Below are 20,888 nucleotides of genomic sequence, written 5' to 3'. Positions count from 1 at the left end.
AATGCGGCCATTCAAGATATAAAATTAAGATTAAATTCGAACTGTATATTGTCGATATAAAAGTCTAGGAACAGCCTGAAAGCAAGCTGTTCCTAGCGAAGTTTTACTTTTTATCTTGAACATAATGAACAATTTTTAAAACGGACTTTCGAGGCAGGAATCGAACCAAATTAGCTAAAGCTTTGTTTTTAAGGCCAGGAATCTCTAGTGATTTCTTTTCCTTTAAAGCCTTATATCCCTCAAGCGCAACGTCACGGGCATCCATAGCTCCTGATTGGAATAGTCTTGATGACTCAAGGTTTGCTCTTTTTTCAAAGTTTGTTGCAGTAGCTCCTGGGCAAAGAGCCGTTACGCTCACATTTGTATTTCTTAGTTCGTAATTAACAGCTTCCGAAAATGAGAGTACATATGCTTTCGTTGCATAATATACAGCCATTAATGGTCCAGGCTGAAACGCAGCAATTGAGGCTACATTTAAGATCTTTCCGGAATTGCGTTTGATCATTCCGGGAAGAAGCTGTTTTGTTAAGGCTGTTAAAGCCATAATATTTACTTGGATCATATCTTTTTCTTCTTTCCAAGATGTCTCATTAAAAGATCCGTATGCTGCAAATCCAGCATTATTGATCAGCACATCTACTTCCATTCCAGCAGAGGCAAGTTCTGATGTTAATTCATCTGCACTATTAGGGTTGCTTAAATCTTTTGCAGCAACTGTAACTTTTACGCCATACTTGGATTTTAGCTCATTAGCGATCTCTTGAAGTCTTGATTCGTTTCTAGCATTAAGCACAAGATGATAGCCATCTTTAGCGAAAAGTGAGGCAAACTCTAATCCGATTCCGCTTGAAGCGCCGGTAATTAAAACAGTTTTATTCATGAAGGGTTAACTCCTTTTATTTTATGTTTATATGTTTAAGTATATCGACATATTATCACATTGTAAGAAATAAATAAACATTAAGTCCAAAAAAAGGTATGATAAAAGATGTATGAATATTTTGATAAAAGGAGGTGCGCAACATGAAAAACGTATTGATTGCAAAGCATCCTGCTACAGGTGAAACGATCGATCAATGGCTTGAAACAGACATTCAGCAAGTGCCTGAAATGTATGAGAAAGCATCAGCTGCATTTAAGTTTTGGTCCAGTCGCTCCTTGGAAACGAGACTTTCTTTTATAACAAAGATGAAGCATTATTTATTGGAAAATATGGATGAAATCGTTGAAGAAATATGTTCAGCAACAGGAAAAGTAAAGACAGAAGCTTTGACAGCAGACCTAATGCCTGTTATTGATATTCTGCAGCATTATGAAAAGCGCGCACCAAAAATATTAAAGCGCAAAAGAGTTTCAACACCGCTTCTTTTTGTTGGAAAATCTTCTTATGTGGATTATTTTCCTTTAGGAACGGTTTTAATTATCTCTCCATGGAATTATCCGTTTCAGCTTTCCATGACACCAGTTATATCAGCATTAATTGCAGGGAATTCAGTGGTTTTAAAACCCTCTGAAGTGACACCTACAATTGGTTTGTTAATAGAAAAAATCGCAAGGGAAATCAATCTGCCTAAAAACCTGCTGCAAGTTGCACACGGCGGCAAAGAACTTGGGCAGGAACTCGTCTCTGGAACGCCGGACAGTATTTTTTTTACGGGGTCAGTAGAAACGGGAAGAAAAATTGGAATAGAAGCAAGCAAGAGGTTTATTCCATACACTCTGGAGCTTGGCGGAAAGGATCCGATGATTGTATTTGATGATGCTCCTTTAAAAAGGGCTGTTCATGGTGCGATATGGGGCTCTTTTACAAACGCTGGCCAAGTATGTATGTCAGTGGAGCGTGTATATGTTCAAAGCTCGGTACATGGAGAATTTCTAGACCTTCTTGTGGAGGAAACGAAAAAGCTGAAGATGGGAGAGGACGTAGGTTCTTTAACATTCCAGAATCAAAAAGAGATCATAAGAGAACATGTACTGGATGCCATTGAAAAAGGAGCATTGCTTCTGACAGGTAAACACCCTGATAAATGGGGAGAAAGCATGTATATCGAGCCGATGATCTTAACAAATATCACCGAAGATATGAAGATCGTCAGAGAAGAAACGTTTGGTCCTGTAATGCCTGTCATTGGTTTTACTACAGAAGAAGAAGCGATTCAAAAAGCGAATAGTACAGAATTCGGCTTGAATGCAAGCGTCTGGACAAAAGATAGCGTAAAAGCGAACCGCGTTACGTCAAAACTTGTTACAGGCAACGCCGTAATTAATGATGTTCTTGTTTCCGTAGCAAATCCTCATCTTCCGTTTGGGGGTGTCAAGAGCAGCGGCACCGGGAGATATCATGGAGATGAAGGATTATACACATTCAGCCGTCAAATGTCGGTTATGAAAGATCCTGGACTTAAGCAAAAAGAGATCAACTGGTATCCTTATCAGAATAAATATAATAAAGTACGAACCCTGATCCAGGCTTACTTTTCAAATAACAAACAAAAAGCAGAGCTGTTACGTTCATTCTATAAACAGCTGCTTAAAAAATAAAAGCGATTCAGCATAAGCTGAGTCGCTTTTATTATGGCTTTTTTCGTATACTATGTTGCTCTTGAAAGTGGTTGATTTCCGCTCCAGGATGCTCGCTTTCCGCGGGGCGTGCGGTGAGCCTCCTCGCGCTTTGCGCGTTCAGGAGTCTCCACCTGACCGCTCGTCCCGCAGGAGTCTCGCACCTTGCGCTCCAATAAACTTATCAATGAAGAAAAAGAAAAAAATAAGCTAGAATCCGACAATTTTTTATAAAGAACCTTTTATAAAATACATTCTTGTTCGATGATGTTAATCAATTGTTTAAGCTGCACTACTGTTTGATCCAGCGTTAAAAAGTAAAAGATTTCTTTCCCTCGTTTTTCTGTTCCAACGATTCCAGCTACCCTTAGTATTTTTAGATGATGGGAAACTGTCGGACGTGACATGGGAGATTGATTTGCTATATCTGTTACGTTCATTTTTTCTGTTTCAGCTAAAAGTAAAACAAGATCTTGCCTGACGGGGTCGCCGAGTGCTTGAAATAAAGGGATTGTTTTACGGAACATTTCAACTGCATGTTCATTCGACATCATTTCACCAACTTCGTTTCGTTTCAACTTCCTATAACTCAGTATAAACCATTCAAACGAATAATGAAAAAATCCTTTTTGTGTGGGAAGAACACTATAAATTGCCAGCTGGTGCCGCGCATACAGAATTTGTGAAGGAAACACAATATGAATAAGGGGGTGAAACAAAATGGCAAGACGAAATAAATTAGTGGTACCTGGTGCACAACAGGCTATCGATCAAATGAAGTATGAAATTGCATCTGAGTTCGGTGTAACTCTTGGACCAGATACAACAGCACGTGCTAACGGTTCAGTCGGCGGGGAGATGACGAAGCGTTTAGTTGCGATGGCACAACAACAATTAGGCGGATCTCGCTAACACTATACAAATCATGGCTGTAAAGGGGTGGAGTAATCCACTCCTTTTTATGAAGACTGTACGAATAGGAGTAATTATTATGGCAATGTGCCCGATATGCAATAACTTTCAAACGATAAATGTCCGCTGTCCTGAATGTGGAAGAGCTGTCCAAGATCAGGGAAGAGTAAGTGATTTTTTTGATGATTACAGTCCTTACATGGAAGTGGATGAACTGAAGCTGGAAGATGGCTATCCGACAGATTTTAAAGACAGTCAATGTCCGCATGTCTTTTATTGTGATTCCTGTCATCAGGAAGTTCTGTTTTTTATTGGTGAATGGGCATAAAAAAGCTTCATATCCCTATTAAAGGACATGAAGCTTATTGACTTAATTTAATGCGTCGTTCCAGTAAAACTCGTAAACCATCCAGTAAAGAAGTTAAGATCCAATATATAACCGCAGCCTCTAATAACACAGGCAATACAATCAGCTGTGACGCACTGATCTGATCTGCCATAAGGGTTAATTCTGGGACTGTTATGACTGATGCTAGAGATGAGGCTTTAACAATATCGATTAAGGAATTCCAAACAGATGGAATCGATATTCTCCACGCTTGCGGCAGTATGACTTCTTTATATGTCAGATATCTGGTCATCCCTAATGAGAAAGCGGCTTCCCATTGTCCTTTTTCAATGGATTGAATAGCACCGCGATAAGATTCGGCGATATACGCACTAAAATGGAGAATCAAACCGGCTAATGCAGCTTGCCATCCCTCTGGTACATAGATAAATGTAAATCCATTATAAAGAATCAGCAATTGAATTAATAAGGGTGTTCCTCTAAAAAAAGAAATATACCCTTTGGCAAACCCCGAAAGAATTTTGCTAGAAGACATTCTGCACAAGGCGATCACGAGTCCGAAGATAAGAGCTCCAAGGATAGAAAATAAGCTGATGAGGATAGTAAAAACAGCTCCCTCCAGCAAATAAGGGAGGGAGTTGATCAGAATTTCTGAGAGGTTATTCACTTACATCTTCTCCAAAATACTTTTCAGAGATCTCTTTTAAAGTGCCGTCTTTTTTCATTTCCTCAAGAGCTTTATTAACCTTTTCAGACAGCTCCTTATCGTCTTTTCGGAACGCAAATGCCATTTCATTTTTGTTAAAAGGTTCGCCTACAGCTTTTACGTTATAATCTGTTTTCTTTAATTCCGTTAAGATGAACAGCTGATCGTTCATGGCTGCATCCACACGATTAACATCAAGGTCAGTTAGAACTTGTGCGATCCCTTTGTAGTACTTTATTTTTGCTCCAGCTTTTTCAGCTTCTGCTGCATAGTTGCTGCCTTGTGTCGTTCCAACCACTTTACCTTTTAAATCATCGATGCTTTTAATATCATTGTTGTCTTTATTGACGATTACTTGACCGCCTGAAACAGTATATGGATCTGAGAAAACATATTTCTGTTTTCTTTCATCTGTAATTGTTACTTGGTTTGCGACAAGATCGAAACGCTTTGAGTCGAGTGATGTAAACATGTTTTTCCACTCTGTCGCTACAAATTTTGGTTTCATATCAAGTCTTTTTGCTACTTCTTTCGCAACTTCAACGTCATAACCGGTAATGTCATTCGTTTTCTTATCACGGTAAGAGAATGGTGGATATGTAGCTTCAGTACCGATCGTTAAAACTTTTTTTTCTTTATCAGAGCCGCTATCCTTAGATTCATCAGATGTGCCGCATGCTGATAAAAGAATAGCTGAAAGAGCGAGCGCAAACATAAATTTAAGTGTGTTTTTCAAATGAAGTCCTCCTAGCCGGAATAATTCCGACAATTTTTATAGAATTAATTGTAATAACCCTTTTCTGTTTCGTCAATCATTAAACATTTTCCCCGAGAAAGAAAAAAATAACAGGAGATTTAAAAGAATATAGTGGATTATGAAAAATTTTATGGAATATTGCTATTCGGAGGGAATTTTTAATAGGTATTATGTGCTGGGATTTTGCAGATTTGAGGTTTATACACGGTAATCCGTTTTTTATGCACGGTAATCTGGATTTTATTCACGGTAATTTGAAATATATAAACGGTAATAACAAGTTTATAGAAATTTCGACAGTCTAGGGCAATTTCTCTTAGTTGAAGTACAAAAAAGCCCCTCTCATGTAAGAGGAGCTTTAAAAAATACCTGTTGATTAACGAATGCGAAGTTCTGTTTCTTTATCAAAGAAATGTGCTTTGTTCATATCGAATGCAAGAGAAATGCTTTGTCCGTTGCGGATATCCGTACGGGAATCAACCCGTGCGATGAAATCTTGTCCACTAACTGTTGAATAAAGGAAAGTTTCAGCACCCATCAATTCAGCCACATCGATTTTCGCATCGATCTTCGTGTTTGAAGAAGATTCTAAAAATACAGGCTCATCGTGAATATCTTCAGGACGAATACCAAGAACGATCTCTTTTCCTGCATAACCTTTGTCCTGAAGGATTTTCATCTTGCCTCCTGGAACTGCGATCTTTGTGTCGCCGATCTTAAAGGAACCATCTTCTAAAGTTCCGTTTAAGAAGTTCATTGCAGGACTTCCGATAAATCCGCCAACGAAGATGTTTTCTGGTGTGTCGTAAACTTCTTTTGGAGATCCAACTTGCTGGATGCGTCCGTCTTTCATAACAACGATTCGAGTTGCCATCGTCATTGCTTCTGTTTGGTCATGCGTTACATAGATCGTAGTTGTTTGCAGACGCTGGTGAAGTTTCGTGATCTCAGCACGCATTTGAACACGAAGTTTAGCATCCAAGTTAGATAAAGGCTCATCCATCAAGAATACTTTTGCGTCACGAACGATCGCACGTCCTAGTGCAACACGCTGACGCTGACCGCCAGAAAGAGCTTTTGGTTTACGGTCTAGGTATTGCTCAAGACCAAGAATGCGAGCTGCTTCTTTTACGCGCTTATCAATTTCATCTTTGCTGAACTTACGCAGCTTAAGGCCAAATGCCATATTGTCATATACGTTCATGTGAGGATATAGTGCATAGTTTTGGAATACCATCGCGATGTCACGGTCTTTTGGTGCAACATCGTTTACAACGCGCTCGTCGATTACTAGCTCACCTTCAGAAATTTCTTCAAGACCAGCAATCATACGAAGAGTCGTAGATTTACCACAGCCTGATGGACCTACGAATACGATAAATTCTTTATCAGAAATATCAAGGTTGAAGTCATGTACAGCTGTTACTTTGTTGTCATATCGTTTAACGATATTATTTAACTTAATTTCTGCCATTTTAAAAATCCCCTTCCGATGTAAACGTTTTCTTGATGTTTTAAGTTTATGCTTTCAATACAAGGGCGTAAATGGACGACTTGCCCAAAATAAAAATCCCTCTTTATGCAAACTGCACAAAAAGGGATGAGGGTGTTTATTTAACGAGGGTCTAATCGTTTTATCAATAAGCTTCCAGCTGCAAAGAGAACAAAGAATGGCAGGAATATAGCGATTAAACAGATTGCAGCAAGGTGAGGGTTTTCTACACCATAATCCGCGACGAATCGGGTAATGCCGTAAATATTAAAGATAATTTCAAGCATCAGCAAATTAGAAAGAAGAATCCAAAATATATTCTTTAGCTGGCCAAACAGCTGTGCTGCCGTATTTTTCAACAGATAAGCAAGTAAAATGTATATATTCTTAAGTCCTTTTCCTTTTGCGAATTCCACATATATCTTAGTTGATTCTTCCTCCATGGTTAATATTAGATACTTAATAACATACAGTGTCGGAAGGATAGATATTGCAAGAGTGGGAAGAAAATAAGCTTTTGTCTTGTACACATTTACAATATTGAACATAAGCAGTCCAGTATTTTTATAGACCCATATAACTGCCAATTGCACGAGAAGAATAACGAAAACGTCAGGCAGGGTCTCAATAGCTAGAATACACTTTTTAATAAAATTTCTGACGAAAATAGGGAAAATCATATAGAGAAGTGTAAATGAAATGCCAAAAAATAAACTTAAGAAAAGTCCTCCTATTAAGAAAGTAATCGATTGTGGGTATACTTCCATTAATATGGGCAGCAAAGGCTTATTAATTCCACTATTGTAAAAAGTGGTGTTCGTTATATCAATGAGTTGAATAACTGTAGTTTTGATTTGATCCCAATAAGCTAAAGGCTGAAAAACAATAGAGTTCACTAAAAAAGAGTTATTTGTCATTTGGCCAGTATCAATTAATCTAGTGTTGTTCATTAAAATAGAATAATCAAAAATTAAAACAGGCAATGCTGTAAATAAAATTATTCCCGTTAAAGACAGCAGTAAAAAGAGAACCAGTTTCCAAAGCAGCCTCATCATGATGCATTCACTCCTCTATCTTTTAATGGAACAAAAGAAGGAGTTTTTGCTTCTGGTACGATTAATGTTTTTGTTCTTTTTATCTTTTTGTAAGAATTTTGATCAGCTCTTTCAATCCCGGAAACCATTAGGTTAATAGCGATAATACAAATGACAAAGCAGCAAACAGGAGCTATTACCAAAACGGGTGCTGCATAATAAGCCGGCCAGTTTTGAACAATTAATCCGCCCCATTCATGTGAATCTGAAAAAGTTCTCATATAAGTAATTTCAGAGTTGGAAGGACCTGTTGCAGTATAGGTAATTTCATGAAAACCACCGATGAAAATTTTCAAAAATGCTAGATGGGCAATGATAGACAGAGTCTGCCCAGCTTGTTGTACTGTAAGAAGCAACAATTTAGGAGAAAGACAAGGAAGGATATGTCTGAAAAAAATATGAACCATCCCGCCTCCTAAGAGGTGTGCGTTTTGAATATATTCCTCCTTCGCTAAAATTGAAATCTCATTAGCGATTTGTAAAGACAAAATAGGGAGAGTTAGGCAGATTAATACGATCATGGTCACAGTAAATTGTGTGAGATCAGAGTAGCTCCAGCTAAATACAATGAGAACTGGTGCTATTAATAAATAAGCAAAGATAGATAGTGGAGCAAAGTAAAAAATATTACATAAATGGCTCAATACTTTTTTAAAAAAATCTGGGACGGCTAGCAGAATAAATGCACCAATGACAGACAATAGCATCCTTCCTAAAGTAACTAGTATGACAAGCCCTAATGTGTATTTCGCTCCTTCTACCAAGACGTGCAGATAATTATTTCCGTCTTGATCTGAACCAAGCGGGTATTTATCATTCGGTTTAAAAGGTGCTTTATCGATAATATTGCCGCTATCATCATATAAAATTTGAGATGGGGTACTAGGTTCTTTTATAGCAGAAAAAATAAAGCTTCCGATTAGGATGGCCAGTAAGATCAAAAAACCGCATAAAAAATAGGGCTGTTTTATATATTTCATAAAATTTTTATCCCCCAAATTCTTCTATCTCTTTAATAGTTTTAAGAATTCTAGAAGGATATGGATATTCCTTTATTTGTAAAAAAAGGGGCTGTCCCAAAAGTAAGTTAAACTTACTTTTGGCAGCCCCTAATTTTTTATTTTTAACAAAATAAAAAATAAATAATATTGTCCAAATTTAGCTATCTAATCGAGTTTATTAGATAACCTACTATCTTATAATAATGGACGTTATCTAAATAGGTTTAAATAAATAGAGGCATGATTTCAAAAGTTTTTATACTTTTGAGTCAGCCTCAGGATTATATATCATTTATAACTGCTCCAATGACAATATTGCCATATATACAGAAAGGGCATTCTTAAACTGTTTCACATCGATACCTGTTCGATCAAAGAACTTATCAACTCGATACTGAAGGCTGTTGCGGTGAATGTAAAGTTTCTTCGCTGCAAGAGAGATATTCATGTTGCATTCTACAAAAACTTTGATTGTATTAAGGGTTTCTCTGTCTTCTTCCATCCATTCAGCCAGCAGTCCTGTTAATGTTTTTTTTGTTTCGGGACTCGCGTTGTGAAGCAGCATCAGAGGTAAAAGATCGGCAATTGTATAAACTGCTTTAGGTTGCAAGTACCCTTGAACACTTAAAAAGTCATTTTTTTCACGATCATAGATTTCTTTTGCCACCGCTCTATCGGTTTGAAATAAACCAATGTAAATTGATAGATCATTATAAAAATCTGTAGACAATGTATCTTTCAAAGCTTCATATGGTGTGTCATTAAATTCTTGTTTAGACGTTTCAATAATTACGCCACTTTTGTTGTCTTCATTTAAAAGCAGGACAGCTTCTTCAGGAAAAAGTCCGCTGACAGCCTCTGAAAAAGAAGTGTGATCATGAATAGGCTGCTTGCTGAAGAAATGAATAAAACGATAGAATTCTTGTTCATTTACGTTGTTTTCACCTGAAAGGATTTTCTTCCACTTTAACTGTGAAGGTGTGTACCTATGAATTGTTTCATTCTCATATCTATCAAACATGCTTTGCAGCAGCTGTACTTCTGAATCAGAAAGGGCAGCTTGTTTTATACCAAACGGTTCTCCAGTATGTGTAGTGAACCACATATACCCCGATTGATTTGAAAGGTCAGTAGTTAACGTTTCTTTATAGTGATTCTTTAATTTATTGAGCATCCTATTTCATATCCTTTCAAGGAAAAGCTTGTTATTATTATAGCAATGTTATGCTGTATTCAAAAACCGAATTGAAAGAACAGGAGGAGAGATGGATGAAAAAATGCCCGTGAGTAACATCATCAACGGTCGTGTACGACTGGGAGAATAAAGAAATATGGACGAATAAACGAGACTGGGATGATCGTTCATCAAAATCTCTGATTCTGACTTTCGATGATGGACCTTCTTCAGTATTGGTTCTGATTTTAGATATTTTAAAGAAGCATGAAGTAAAAGCGATGTTCTTCTGGCAATCCCGATTGCTGCACAAACACCGTCCGTGGAAGAGGGTGTTAGATGATGGCCACATAATAGGCGGCCATTCCCTCAGGCATAGAGATTTGACGAGACTCAGCTATAAGGAACAGCTTCATGATATCAAATCTAATAAACGACATATTGAACAATTAACCGGTCAGCAGATGAAATATTTTCGTCCGCCATACGGCCAGTTTAATGAAGATACACTTGAGGTTCTGAAGGAGTTAGATGTTACACCGTTTTTATGGGAAGTAGCGGGATTGGATTGGGAGCATAAAGAAAATCCGGTTCATATCGTTCATAACATCCTTAATCATGCTGAGGATGGTTCAGTCATTCTGCTTCATGAACTCAAGCAAACGGTAAAAATTCTAGATGAACTAATAACAGAACTGAAAGCGGAAGGCTATTCGTTCGAGGTGCCTCCTTTAAAATAATAAAAAAAGGTGGGGGGATCTATGAAGAAAAAAATTGTTGTTTCGTTCAGCGGGGGTAAAGACTCTGTTTTAGCCTTATATAGATTGCAGAGATCCGGTGAGTGGGAGGTTGATTCGCTGCTGACCACGTTAACAGAAGACTATGACAGGACAACGATGCATGGCGTACGGAACAGACTTTTGGAAGCTCAAGCAGAATCCTTAGACATCCCGCTAAGAAAAGTTTGGATACCGCGTGATTGCCCGAATGAAATCTATCAGCAGAGAATGGAAGAAGCGGTTGATGGAATAATAGCAGATGGCATTTCTTATATTATGTTCGGTGATATTTTTTTAGAGGATGTTAAAGACTATCGTGAAAAGATGCTTGAAGGAACAGGACTAACCCCTGTTTTTCCTATTTGGGGAGAAGAGACGAAAAAGCTGATAAATGAATTTGTGGAAAATGGTTTTAAAACGGTAGTTTGCTGTGTAGATACATTTAAAATAGATTCATCCTTTTCTGGAAAAGTGATCGATGAACATTTTATAAATGATTATCCGTCAGAACTTGATATATGCGGAGAAAATGGAGAGTTTCATACATTTGTGTTTAACGGACCAAACTTTTCTTTTCCTATTGCGTATAAGTTAGGTGAATACCGGCTTGCAAAAGATATGTATACCGGTGAAGATCGCTTTTATTATGTAGATCTGCTTCCGGACAGTGGTGATCAGAGTAAGCCTTAGGTCCAAATTGCTTGCAGCTTTTATAATGGCGTATACTTAGAAGATAGATTAAGCAGTAATGGAGAGAATGATATGAATATGTGGCTTACATTGTCGATCATGGTCGTTGTCGGAGCATTTATTGGCGGTTTAACAAATTTGATTGCCATCAAAATGTTATTCCGGCCATTTAATACGTTATATATTGGTAAATTCAAAGTGCCTTTTACTCCTGGACTCATTCCGAAAAGGAGGCATCAGTTAGCTGTTCAGTTAGGAGAAACAGTTACGAAGCATCTTCTGACAGCTGAGGGTGTGCAGACGAAAATCAATGACACGGGCTTCCGTAAAGAGATGACTGAACTCGTTCAAGGTGAGGTTAAACGCTTTTTACAGAGTGACATTACGATACAAGAACTGCTGAAAAAAGACTTTGGCGTTGAAGATGTTCATAGCCGTATCCAAACAACGACTGAAACCTGGCTAGCGAACAGAATGAAAAAAATGCTCGAGGAATCGGACAGCAAAGAAATGAAGGATGTGCTGCCTGAAAAGTTTGTGGCAGCAGGTGAGGAAAAGCTTCCTGAAGTTGTGGACTGGCTATTAAATAGAGGTGTACTCTATTTAGAGAGTACAGAAGGCAGAAAGGCTTTAGCGAGTGGTATTGACGCATTTCTAATGGATAAGGGCATGCTTGTCAACATGGTTTCTATGTTTTTCGGAAACGTGAGTATTGCTGAAAAGGTACAGCCAGAACTTATGAAATTTTTAAAACATGAAAATACTCGTGAGACATTGCTTAAACTGCTTCAGGAAGAATACCGCGGTTTTATGGAAAAAAGAATGGGAGAAGCTGTTGCGCTGTTGAACATGCCGGACATTACGGCAGGACTGGCAAAAGAAATTACGGAAAGACTGCCGATCGAAGAGTATTTAAACACTCCTCTCAGTACTTTGGCAGAAACATTCGAAAACTGGCTAATCGATGAACTGACGCCAAAAGCGGTTGCGGCAGGACTTGATCTTTTTGCAGCAAGACTTGACGTACTTCTTGAAAAGATGCACCTGGCTAAAATTGTGGAAGAACAAGTTGAAGCTTTTTCGCTTGAACGATTAGAGGAGATCATCATCTCGATCGCTAAGAGCGAACTGAAAATGATTACATGGCTCGGGGCGCTTTTAGGCGGAATTATTGGTCTGTTTCAGGCTATCCTTGTACTATTTTTGTAGAGTCTGTTATAGTGGGTACCGTACTTTAATTCATGGGAGGTATTATACCAATGGCAAACGTATATGATGTTGCATACGATCTAGAAAAAGCATTAAGAAACAGCGAAGACTTCCAAGCTTTAAAAAATAGCTATGATGAAGTTAATAATAATCCGGAAACAAAAGAACTATTTGGCAAATTCCGTGATATTCAAGTAAGTCTTCAGCAGAAGCAAATGAGCGGTCAAGAAGTTACGCAAGAAGAGATTGAAGAAGCTCAAAAACTATTTGCTGACGTTCAGCAGAACGAAACAATCTCAAAGCTTATGGCAGCTGAACAGCGCATGAGCACGATCATTAATGACCTAAATAAAGTCATTACAAAACCTTTGGAAGAGCTTTATGGTCCAATGGTTGAAGAAGATGGACAACAGCAATAATTGCTCATACACTGAACCCCTGTTTCTTAACTGAAACAGGGGTTTTTGTTTGTGTATAAGTTTCTAGGCTTGTCAGCGTTCTAAAGCATGTTTAATGGTCATAGACTTAACTCGAGTTCTTATACTTTATTTTCGCGAAATGGGGGGAGCAACATGGTATACCGTTTACTGGCGATTGACATCGACGGAACCCTACTGCGAAGCAATTTCCGTATCGATAAAGAAACGAAAGAAGCCATTGATTATGTGCAGCAAAAAGGGGTCTATGTCACACTCGCTTCGGGCAGGAGCTTTCCATCAACACAAAAGATAGCAAAGGCACTTAAGATCGATAATTACCTTATCAGCCACAACGGCGGTTTCATTGCTTCATCTCTTGACGAACCGCTTCAGGAAAACCGGTTGTCAGTAGAGGATACCTACAGAATTGTAGATATTCTCGAGAACTACGAATGCCATATGAGAGTTGTTCATGAGCGTTTTTCAATCGGAAATCAGCTGAAGCAAAAGAGCCAGCTTGTCGCAAAATTAACGCTAAGCACAGGCGATCCTCTATTCTATCCTGTTTCTTTTACTGAGAACCTCGGAGATTACGTATTATCACAAGAAGTTTCACCGCCTAAGATGGATGTTCAGTTTTTTGATGAAAAAGAATGCGAGTCAGCTATCAAGTATTTAAAAGAACAAATGCCAGACTTTGAGTATTCCTCTTCGACAAAATGCAATTTGGAAATCACAGCGAAAAAAGTAACAAAAGGAAATGCGCTGCGGTTCTTAGGCGAAAAGCTCGGAATCGCACCTAATGAAATGGTAGCGATCGGTGACTCTTACAATGATATGGATATGATTGAGTTTGCAGGGTTAGGTGTGGCGATGGCGAATGCGCCTGATGAAGTAAAGAAGAAAGCGAAGTGGATCACACGCACGAACGATCAGCTAGGCGTTCCGTACATGATAAAAGAGGTATTCCGAAAGCAAATGCGATTCCAGACGCTGAAAAGATAACGAGTTAATAAAAAAGAGAGCCTTTTATGGATGCTAGTGTCCAGAGAGGGTTCTTTTTTGTATACAGGAAGGCATATTTAGGGATTTATGCGCGTTCGGGAGGATTTATGCGCGTTCGGGAGGATTTATGCGCGCTCGGGAAGATTTATGCGCGCTCAGGAGGAATTATGCGCGTTCGGGAAGATTTATGCTCGCCATGAGGATATTCACCCCTCATGACCGAGCCCTTATCCTTCAACAATAACTCTAATTTTACGACATCCCATTGCCGAATTTAGTCAAAAACGTTTCATTTTTATTACAATTGTAGAAAATGAAAGGGTTTTCATGAATCGTGCCGAATATTATTTACGTAAGATTCACTTTGTAAAGGGAGGATTCAAATGGAAAAAACATTAGACCTGCAATTAAAACCAAAGGTGGCCGAGTTCCTGAACGGAACGAAAAAACATTTTATTAATGGAGAATGGGTCTCCTCAGCAAGCGGAAAAACATTTGAAACATTAAACCCTTCAACTGGCGATGTACTTGCAGTGGTTTCAGAAGGTGGACCAGAAGACATCGATAAGGCAGTGAAAGCTGCTAGAGCAGCATTCGAAACTGGATACTGGTCTAAGATGCCAGCATCAAAGCGCAGTTACTTAATTTACAAACTAGCTGATTTAATGGAAGAGAATAAAGAAGAATTAGCACAGCTTGATACATTGGACAACGGTAAGCCTATCGGTGAAACAATGAACGCTGATGTTCCGCTGGCGATCGAGCATTTCCGTTATTATGCAGGATGGTCAACAAAGATTGTTGGACAGACGATTCCTGTTGCAGGAAGCTTTTTCAACTATACACGCCATGAAGCACTAGGTGTAGTTGGACAAATCATTCCTTGGAACTTCCCATTATTAATGGCGGCTTGGAAGCTTGGAGCAGCTCTTGCGACTGGATGTACAGTTGTATTAAAGCCTGCAGAGCAAACGCCTCTTTCTGCATTATACCTTGCTAAATTAGCTCAAGAAGCTGGTTTCCCTGAAGGCGTGCTTAACGTTGTAACAGGTGCTGGTGAAACTGGAGCAGCTCTAGTTGACCATCCAAATGTGGACAAGATCGCATTTACTGGATCAACTGAAGTTGGTAAGCTGATTATGCGCAATGCTTCTAACTCATTGAAGCGTGTTACATTAGAGCTTGGCGGTAAGTCGCCGAACATCATCTTGCCGGATGCTGATATGAGCCGTGCAGTTCCTGGTGCGTTAAGCGGAATCATGTTCAACCAAGGACAAGTTTGCTGTGCGGGATCTCGTCTATATATCCAGAAGAAATCGTTTGATAACGTAGTAGCTGACCTTGTGTCACATGCTAAAAAGATCAAGCAGGGACCTGGACTTGATCCAGAAACGACAATGGGACCTCTAGTTTCCCAAGAACAGCATAACCGAGTACTAAGCTATATCCAAAAAGGTAAAGATGAGGGTGCTGAGCTTCTTTCAGGAGGATCTGTTCCTTTTGATAAAGGATATTTCGTAGAGCCTACGATTTTTGCTGACGTTGATGATAAGATGACGATCGCAAAAGAAGAAATCTTTGGACCAGTTGTTGCGGCGATGCCGTTTGATGACTTGGATGATGTTATCGCTCGTGCGAACGATTCTGAGTATGGTCTTGCTGCAGGACTATGGACAGAGAATTTAAAAACAGCTCACTATGTATCTAACAAACTTCGTGCAGGTACAGTTTGGGTGAACTGCTATAATGCATTTGATGCTGCATCACCATTCGGAGGATACAAGCAATCTGGTATCGGCCGTGAGATGGGATCATATGCTTTGAACAATTACACTGAAGTGAAGAGCGTGTGGGTAAACCTTAAATAGACAACATAGACATTACGGGGTCAATAAAATGATCGGAATATAGGAAAACCGGGTGCCACGATCCAGCACTCGGTTTTTTTGTTTTATTTCTAAAAGTTTGTTGTTTTTGTATTTACTTCTTTAGCAAGTTGATTGGAGTGTAAGGTGCGTTCCTACCACATGAGAAGCTTCTAGCTAGGCATGCGACGAGGAAGCTCACATCGGTAGCATTTTCTCGTAGACGCAGAAGCAAGGGTCTTCCATGAAGAGGTCAGGTGAGACCTTTAATGGCGCAAAGCGGTAAGGGGCTCACCGCACGCCCCGCGGAAAGCGAAGCAACCTGGAACGGAAATTAACCACTTTAAAGCATCACTTTAATAAAACGAAGTCCTGTATCATCATAATCTAAACTCCGGTAAAACTCATGAGTATCGGTCCTTTGTTTTCCGCTATTCAGCAAGATTGCAGTTGCTCCTTGTTCTTTAGCCCATTCTTCTCCATAGCGGACAAGCTGTTTGCCGATGCCGTTGCCTCTGAATTCTTCACTTACAATAAGAGCAGAAATCCTGGCGTAACAGCCATTTTTCTCAAAGTAGATACCTTTTGTCAGACCGATCATGCCAATAACCTGATCGTTTATGCAAGCAACAAAACAAGCATATGCTTCGTTTGGAAGCAGCGTTTCTAAACGCTCAGTCATTTCTTCAGGAGCAGTGGGATAACCAAGCTCACCCATTAATAAAGAAAGTTCGTAGCTGTCCTCATAACGTGCTTCTCGAATTATAACTTCACTCACTGTTTTTCCCCTCGTTTCCATGAGTTTCATTAGCGATGGAAAAGAAGCAGCTGTCCTTTTGGTGAAGTCAGACGATGCGTTTTTTCTTGCATGTTTAATTCAGCCAGACGGGCTTCTCCACGTTCTTTTGCTTCAGAATCATTTGATGCCGTAATGGCCTCATCTAATATCTTTTCACCGTTCTTTTCGTAAGCAGTCAATGCATATGTATTCATGAAAAGTCTAACTCCTTTCGTATCTAAAACTTGATTTCAACATTCGACGGATTTTTCCTGCAAAATCAGCAATAAATTCTGTGAAACTAATGATTTGAACCCACGTATAAGGTAGAATATGGTATATTTTACATCGGGGAGGGAAGTTGATGTTACAGATTAAAGACGTACGAAAACAATTCGGAACTTTTACAGCAGTAGAAGGACTGAATTTAGAAGTTCCTAAAGGTGAAATTTTCGGTTTGCTAGGTGCAAACGGTGCTGGTAAAACAACTACTTTCAGAATGATTTTAGGTTTATTGACTCCTACACATGGAAAGATTACATGGGATCAAAAAGAAATCTCTTATCAAACGAGCGATCTTATAGGTTATTTACCCGAAGAAAGAGGACTCTATCCGAAGCTTACGGTAAAGGAACAGCTTGTCTACCTAGGGCAGCTGCGCAGTATGCCGCGTCCCCTTATTCAGGAACAAACAAATACATGGTTAAAGCGATTTGGAGCGGAAGAATACATAAATAAAAAAGTAGAATCTCTTTCAAAAGGAAATCAGCAAAAAATACAATTTATTGCGGCAGTCATTCATCGTCCTGAACTATTAATTCTGGATGAACCGTTCAGCGGACTGGATCCCGTAAATGTTGAACTTTTGAAAAATGCCGTTCATGAACTGAAAAAAGAAGGTACGACCATTGTGTTCTCCAGTCACAGAATGGAACATGTTGAAGAATTGTGTCAGCATTTGTGCATTATGCATAGAGGGAAGGCAGTCGTACAAGGCAACTTAAAAGAGATTAAGAGATCATTCGGAAAGAAGAATGTATCGGTAAAAGCAGATTTTGATCTTACGTATTTAAAAGATACAAATGGCGTTTTGAAGCACCGCATGACTGCAGATGGCATAACGCTGCAAGTTGAAAGGGAAGAAGTTGCGCATAGTTTGTTCCAAGCAGTCCAGTCCAAAGGATTTGTTAGAAAGTTCGAACTCGAAGAACCTTCATTAAATGATATTTTCATAGAAAAGGTAGGTGTGGTTCATGAGTAAATTTATTACGGTCATGATGCATACATACCGCTCTAAGATAAAGTCAAAACCGTTTTTGATCACAACTCTTATTACTATTGCTTTATTATTCGTAGTAACGAATATGAATGAGATTACTAAAATGTTCGGCGGGGAGGAAGCATCAAAGGTAGGAGTGATCGATAAAACAGGCAATACACTTCCAGCACTTCAAGCGCAGTTAGAACAAGCAGGAGATGATCTGACAGCTGAAGCATACACGAAATCGGAAAGTGATGCTGAAAAAGCGGTAATTGAAGGTAAGCTAGATGGTCTTTTAATTTTAGATAAAGATGCTTCAGGCATCGTGACAGGGATATATAAAGCGGAAGACATAACACAGCAAAGTCTTATTACTGATATAGAGATGGCCTTGCAGCAGATCAAGAATAAATCAGCAGCGGAGTCCATCGGATTAAATCAGGAACAGCTTGCAGCGATCTATCTCCCAGTATCATTTGAAAAAGAATCACTATCCACAACGGCTAAAAGTGAAGAAGAAGCAGCACAAGTCTATATCCTTGTTTATGTGGTTCTGTTCTTCATGTATATGTCTGTCATGATGTATGGCAGTATGATCGCGGTTGAAGTAGCAACAGAGAAGTCCTCCAGAGTAATGGAGATTTTAATTTCATCAGTTTCACCGGTAACACAAATGTTTGGCAAAATCTTTGGTATCGTTCTGATCGCTTTGACACAGCTTGCACTATTTGTAGCTGGAGGATTTGCGGCGGTAAAATTAAACGAAAATCTTAGCGGAAGCGAAAGTATTATCCAGGAGCTAAAGCTTAACGAAATCCCAATCTCATTAATCGTTTATGCTCTCGTTTTCTTTATTTTAGGATTCTTCCTTTATGCTACTCTCTTTGCCATGATGGGTTCATTGATCAGCAGGGTAGAAGAGGTAAACAACCTAATGACGCCAGTGGTGATCGTTATAGTGGCTGCCTTTATGATTGCAATGTATGGCAGAGAAAATCCAGAGTCTGGATTTGTAGCAGCGGCTTCATACTTCCCGCTGTTTACACCGATGCTCATGCTGCTTCGTGTAGGTATGCTTTCGCTGCCAGTCTGGGAAATTGCACTTGGAATTGGTGTTCTAATTGGTGCCATCGCTCTTTTCGCAGTTATCGGTGCACGCGTTTACCGCGGAGGCGTTCTGATGTACGGCAACGCACCTTCATTGAAACTATTCAAGCAAGCACTTCTTTTATCCAAAGAAGAAAAGAAGAATACAACGGAACTTTAGTCAATATATATAAAAAAGAGAACTGTTTCATTCAGGGAAATACCTGTATGGTGTCAGTTCTCTTTTTTTGTGTGATTTTTAGCAAGTTCGGGGTTATTAAACACTTGTTTAAATATAGAGGAAGTCTTACGGCGTGAAACTGAAGCCAGTTTGCTTAGAACTAGAGGTGTGTTCAGCGTGGAACTCGATTCTTACGGCGTGAAACTTTAGTAGTTTTGCGTGAAATTGCAGGCTTACTGCGTGAACGTGTAATAAATAAAAGAACACGTACCGTAATTAGCTAAATTAGCGAACGTGCTTTCGTATATATGTTAAAATGAGGGGAAGAATGGTAGAAAAAGAGGATGAGTGAAATGATAAAATTTTTACATTGTGCAGACCTTCATTTAGACAGTCCGTTCAAGGGGCTATCCTCATTGCCGGAAGGGATGCTGAAGCGTCTTTTTGAAAGTACGTTCTTGTCGTTTAATAGACTTGTTGATATAGCGATTCAGGAAAAAGTAGATTTTGTAATCATCGCCGGTGACCTTTATAACAGCGGTCAGCGGAGCTTAAAGGCGCAATCTTTTTTGAAAACTTGTTTTACAAAACTAGCGTCTCATCATATAGAAGTTTACATCGTACATGGCAACCATGATCCGCTTGATGGTCAGTGGGTTGCATTAGATTGGCCGAAGAATGTTCACTTCTTTCAAGAGAGCAGTGTGCAATCTTTATACTATGAAAAAGAAGGGATGAAGATTGCTTGCCTTCATGGATTCAGTTATGAAACATCAGCTGTAACAGACAACCGAACGATCCATTTTCCAGAAAAGCAAGACGATCTGTATCACATCGGGATTTTGCACGGACAAGCTGACGGTTATAGCGGACACAGCCGTTATGCACCGTTTTTATTATCGGAGCTTTTGAAGAAAGACTATGATTATTGGGCTCTTGGCCATATTCATAAAAAAATGGATCTACATGATGAACCTCCTGTCCGTTATTCCGGAAACATCCAAGGAAGACATAGCGGTGAAACAGGTGAAAAAGGCGGATATATCGTTACTCTTAACGGCAGCGAAGCTTCAAGCGTTTTTCATGCCACTTCAGATATTGAGTGGCACGAAGTTATGGTTGAATGTGATGAGGTTGAACATCTGCAAGAAGTTATTACACTGTGTGAAAAAATAAAAGATACATACAGAAATCCGCATAAAGGAATATTCCTTACGATTCGATTAATTGGGTCTACACCGCTGTATGAAGAACTTTTGGATGGTGTTTTCTTAGAAGACTTAGAGGAGATATTGCGAGAAGAGGATGCAGAGGTATCATTCGTGCATACTGTTTCATTAAAAAATGATGTTCGTCCTGCTATCCAAGATGAGTTATCTATTAAGCAGTCTCTTTTTTTTCAAGATATTATGAAGGTCCTGAAAGACGAACGAGAGCTTGAAACTGCTTTGTCTGAATTGAAGACTCATCGAACAGCAAGGAAATTTCTTTCGCTCGATGAAGAGGATTGGGAAGATGTAAAGAAACAGGCAGAGCAGTTATTATTAGCAGAGCTGTACAAAGGATAGGTG

General features: G+C 39.1%; 22 protein-coding genes. 12 read left to right on the top strand and 10 right to left on the bottom strand.

Annotation, left to right across the window (positions count from 1 at the left end):
• Positions 1–103: 103 nt before the first annotated feature.
• On the bottom strand, positions 104–880 hold the full coding sequence (locus tag UN64_RS13460; protein ID WP_077363508.1) for an SDR family NAD(P)-dependent oxidoreductase: 777 nt from the start codon (positions 878–880) through the stop codon (positions 104–106).
• Between the two features lie 143 nt (positions 881–1,023).
• Between UN64_RS13460 and UN64_RS13455 the strand changes: the two genes are divergently transcribed.
• Positions 1,024–2,541 (top strand): aldehyde dehydrogenase family protein, encoded by a 1,518-nt coding sequence (locus tag UN64_RS13455; protein ID WP_077363506.1) that lies wholly within the window; start codon positions 1,024–1,026, stop codon positions 2,539–2,541.
• Positions 2,542–2,801: 260 nt separating this feature from the next.
• Here the strand turns inward: UN64_RS13455 and UN64_RS13450 are convergent, their stop codons facing one another.
• Entirely contained in the window at positions 2,802–3,110 is a 309-nt protein-coding gene (locus UN64_RS13450; protein ID WP_077363801.1) for an ArsR/SmtB family transcription factor, read from the bottom strand.
• Positions 3,111–3,279: 169 nt separating this feature from the next.
• On the opposite strand from UN64_RS13450, the gene UN64_RS13445 reads away from it, so the two are divergent.
• Positions 3,280–3,471: an alpha/beta-type small acid-soluble spore protein gene (locus UN64_RS13445; RefSeq protein ID WP_066286545.1), complete on the top strand. Its 192-nt coding sequence runs from the start codon at positions 3,280–3,282 to the stop codon at positions 3,469–3,471.
• A 79-nt stretch (positions 3,472–3,550) separates the two neighbouring features.
• Positions 3,551–3,799, top strand: a complete 249-nt coding sequence (locus UN64_RS13440) for a hypothetical protein (RefSeq protein WP_077363504.1) — start codon at positions 3,551–3,553, stop codon at positions 3,797–3,799.
• 34 nt (positions 3,800–3,833) lie between these two features.
• Here UN64_RS13440 and UN64_RS13435 read toward each other — a convergent pair whose 3' ends face one another.
• The 6 genes from UN64_RS13435 to UN64_RS13410 all read right to left on the bottom strand — a co-directional run bounded on the left by UN64_RS13435 (position 3,834) and on the right by UN64_RS13410 (position 10,044).
• Positions 3,834–4,487 (bottom strand): amino acid ABC transporter permease, encoded by a 654-nt coding sequence (locus tag UN64_RS13435; RefSeq protein ID WP_077363502.1) that lies wholly within the window; start codon positions 4,485–4,487, stop codon positions 3,834–3,836.
• The gene (locus UN64_RS13430) at positions 4,480–5,262 is read right to left on the bottom strand and encodes a transporter substrate-binding domain-containing protein (RefSeq protein WP_077363500.1); all 783 of its coding nucleotides are present in this window, start codon (positions 5,260–5,262) and stop codon (positions 4,480–4,482) included. Before UN64_RS13430 ends, UN64_RS13435 begins: the two co-directional genes overlap by 8 nt.
• 397 nt (positions 5,263–5,659) lie before the next feature.
• Positions 5,660–6,757: an ABC transporter ATP-binding protein gene (locus tag UN64_RS13425; RefSeq protein ID WP_077363498.1), complete on the bottom strand. Its 1,098-nt coding sequence runs from the start codon at positions 6,755–6,757 to the stop codon at positions 5,660–5,662.
• Positions 6,758–6,897: 140 nt separating this feature from the next.
• Positions 6,898–7,830 (bottom strand): ABC transporter permease subunit, encoded by a 933-nt coding sequence (locus UN64_RS13420; protein WP_077363496.1) that lies wholly within the window; start codon positions 7,828–7,830, stop codon positions 6,898–6,900.
• The gene (locus UN64_RS13415) at positions 7,827–8,849 is read right to left on the bottom strand and encodes an ABC transporter permease subunit (RefSeq protein WP_077363494.1); all 1,023 of its coding nucleotides are present in this window, start codon (positions 8,847–8,849) and stop codon (positions 7,827–7,829) included. Before UN64_RS13415 ends, UN64_RS13420 begins: the two co-directional genes overlap by 4 nt.
• 313 nt (positions 8,850–9,162) lie before the next feature.
• Complete coding sequence (locus tag UN64_RS13410) at positions 9,163–10,044, bottom strand: PucR family transcriptional regulator (RefSeq protein WP_077363492.1); 882 nt, start codon at positions 10,042–10,044, stop codon at positions 9,163–9,165.
• A 131-nt stretch (positions 10,045–10,175) separates the two neighbouring features.
• Between UN64_RS13410 and UN64_RS13405 the strand changes: the two genes are divergently transcribed.
• The 6 genes from UN64_RS13405 (at position 10,176) to UN64_RS13380 (ending at position 16,014) form a co-directional block, all read left to right on the top strand.
• The gene (locus UN64_RS13405) at positions 10,176–10,784 is read left to right on the top strand and encodes a polysaccharide deacetylase family protein (protein ID WP_245802020.1); all 609 of its coding nucleotides are present in this window, start codon (positions 10,176–10,178) and stop codon (positions 10,782–10,784) included.
• 21 nt (positions 10,785–10,805) lie between these two features.
• Complete coding sequence (locus UN64_RS13400) at positions 10,806–11,513, top strand: Dph6-related ATP pyrophosphatase (protein WP_077363490.1); 708 nt, start codon at positions 10,806–10,808, stop codon at positions 11,511–11,513.
• A 72-nt stretch (positions 11,514–11,585) separates the two neighbouring features.
• The gene (locus UN64_RS13395) at positions 11,586–12,722 is read left to right on the top strand and encodes a DUF445 domain-containing protein (protein ID WP_077363488.1); all 1,137 of its coding nucleotides are present in this window, start codon (positions 11,586–11,588) and stop codon (positions 12,720–12,722) included.
• 50 nt (positions 12,723–12,772) lie between these two features.
• On the top strand, positions 12,773–13,141 hold the full coding sequence (locus UN64_RS13390) for a YlbF/YmcA family competence regulator (RefSeq protein ID WP_077363486.1): 369 nt from the start codon (positions 12,773–12,775) through the stop codon (positions 13,139–13,141).
• A gap of 153 nt (positions 13,142–13,294) precedes the next feature.
• Complete coding sequence (locus tag UN64_RS13385; RefSeq protein ID WP_077363484.1) at positions 13,295–14,146, top strand: Cof-type HAD-IIB family hydrolase; 852 nt, start codon at positions 13,295–13,297, stop codon at positions 14,144–14,146.
• Between the two features lie 383 nt (positions 14,147–14,529).
• Positions 14,530–16,014: an aldehyde dehydrogenase family protein gene (locus UN64_RS13380; protein ID WP_066286574.1), complete on the top strand. Its 1,485-nt coding sequence runs from the start codon at positions 14,530–14,532 to the stop codon at positions 16,012–16,014.
• 340 nt (positions 16,015–16,354) lie between these two features.
• On the opposite strand, the gene UN64_RS13375 is transcribed toward UN64_RS13380, so the two are convergent.
• Positions 16,355–16,789, bottom strand: a complete 435-nt coding sequence (locus UN64_RS13375; protein WP_171978903.1) for a GNAT family N-acetyltransferase — start codon at positions 16,787–16,789, stop codon at positions 16,355–16,357.
• Positions 16,790–16,818: 29 nt separating this feature from the next.
• On the bottom strand, positions 16,819–17,004 hold the full coding sequence (locus tag UN64_RS13370; protein ID WP_077363479.1) for a YhzD family protein: 186 nt from the start codon (positions 17,002–17,004) through the stop codon (positions 16,819–16,821).
• 146 nt (positions 17,005–17,150) lie between these two features.
• On the opposite strand from UN64_RS13370, the gene UN64_RS13365 reads away from it, so the two are divergent.
• The 3 genes from UN64_RS13365 to UN64_RS13355 all read left to right on the top strand — a co-directional run bounded on the left by UN64_RS13365 (position 17,151) and on the right by UN64_RS13355 (position 20,885).
• A complete protein-coding gene (locus UN64_RS13365) occupies positions 17,151–18,050 on the top strand; it encodes an ABC transporter ATP-binding protein (protein ID WP_077363477.1) in 900 nt (299 codons plus the stop codon).
• Positions 18,043–19,317 carry an ABC transporter permease gene (locus UN64_RS13360; RefSeq protein ID WP_077363475.1) on the top strand — a complete coding sequence of 425 codons (1,275 nt, stop codon included), beginning with the start codon at positions 18,043–18,045 and terminating at the stop codon, positions 19,315–19,317. The genes UN64_RS13365 and UN64_RS13360 overlap by 8 nt, the downstream gene beginning before the upstream one ends.
• A 353-nt stretch (positions 19,318–19,670) precedes the next feature.
• Entirely contained in the window at positions 19,671–20,885 is a 1,215-nt protein-coding gene (locus UN64_RS13355) for a metallophosphoesterase family protein (protein ID WP_171978902.1), read from the top strand.
• The last annotated feature ends 3 nt before the right edge of the window (positions 20,886–20,888 follow it).

Origin of the sequence: Fictibacillus arsenicus (genome assembly GCF_001999465.1) — a bacterium.
GTDB lineage: Bacteria > Bacillota > Bacilli > Bacillales > Fictibacillaceae > Fictibacillus > Fictibacillus arsenicus.
The sequence above is the reverse complement of the archived record's forward strand: the minus strand, read 5'-3'. Positions and strand labels throughout refer to the sequence as shown.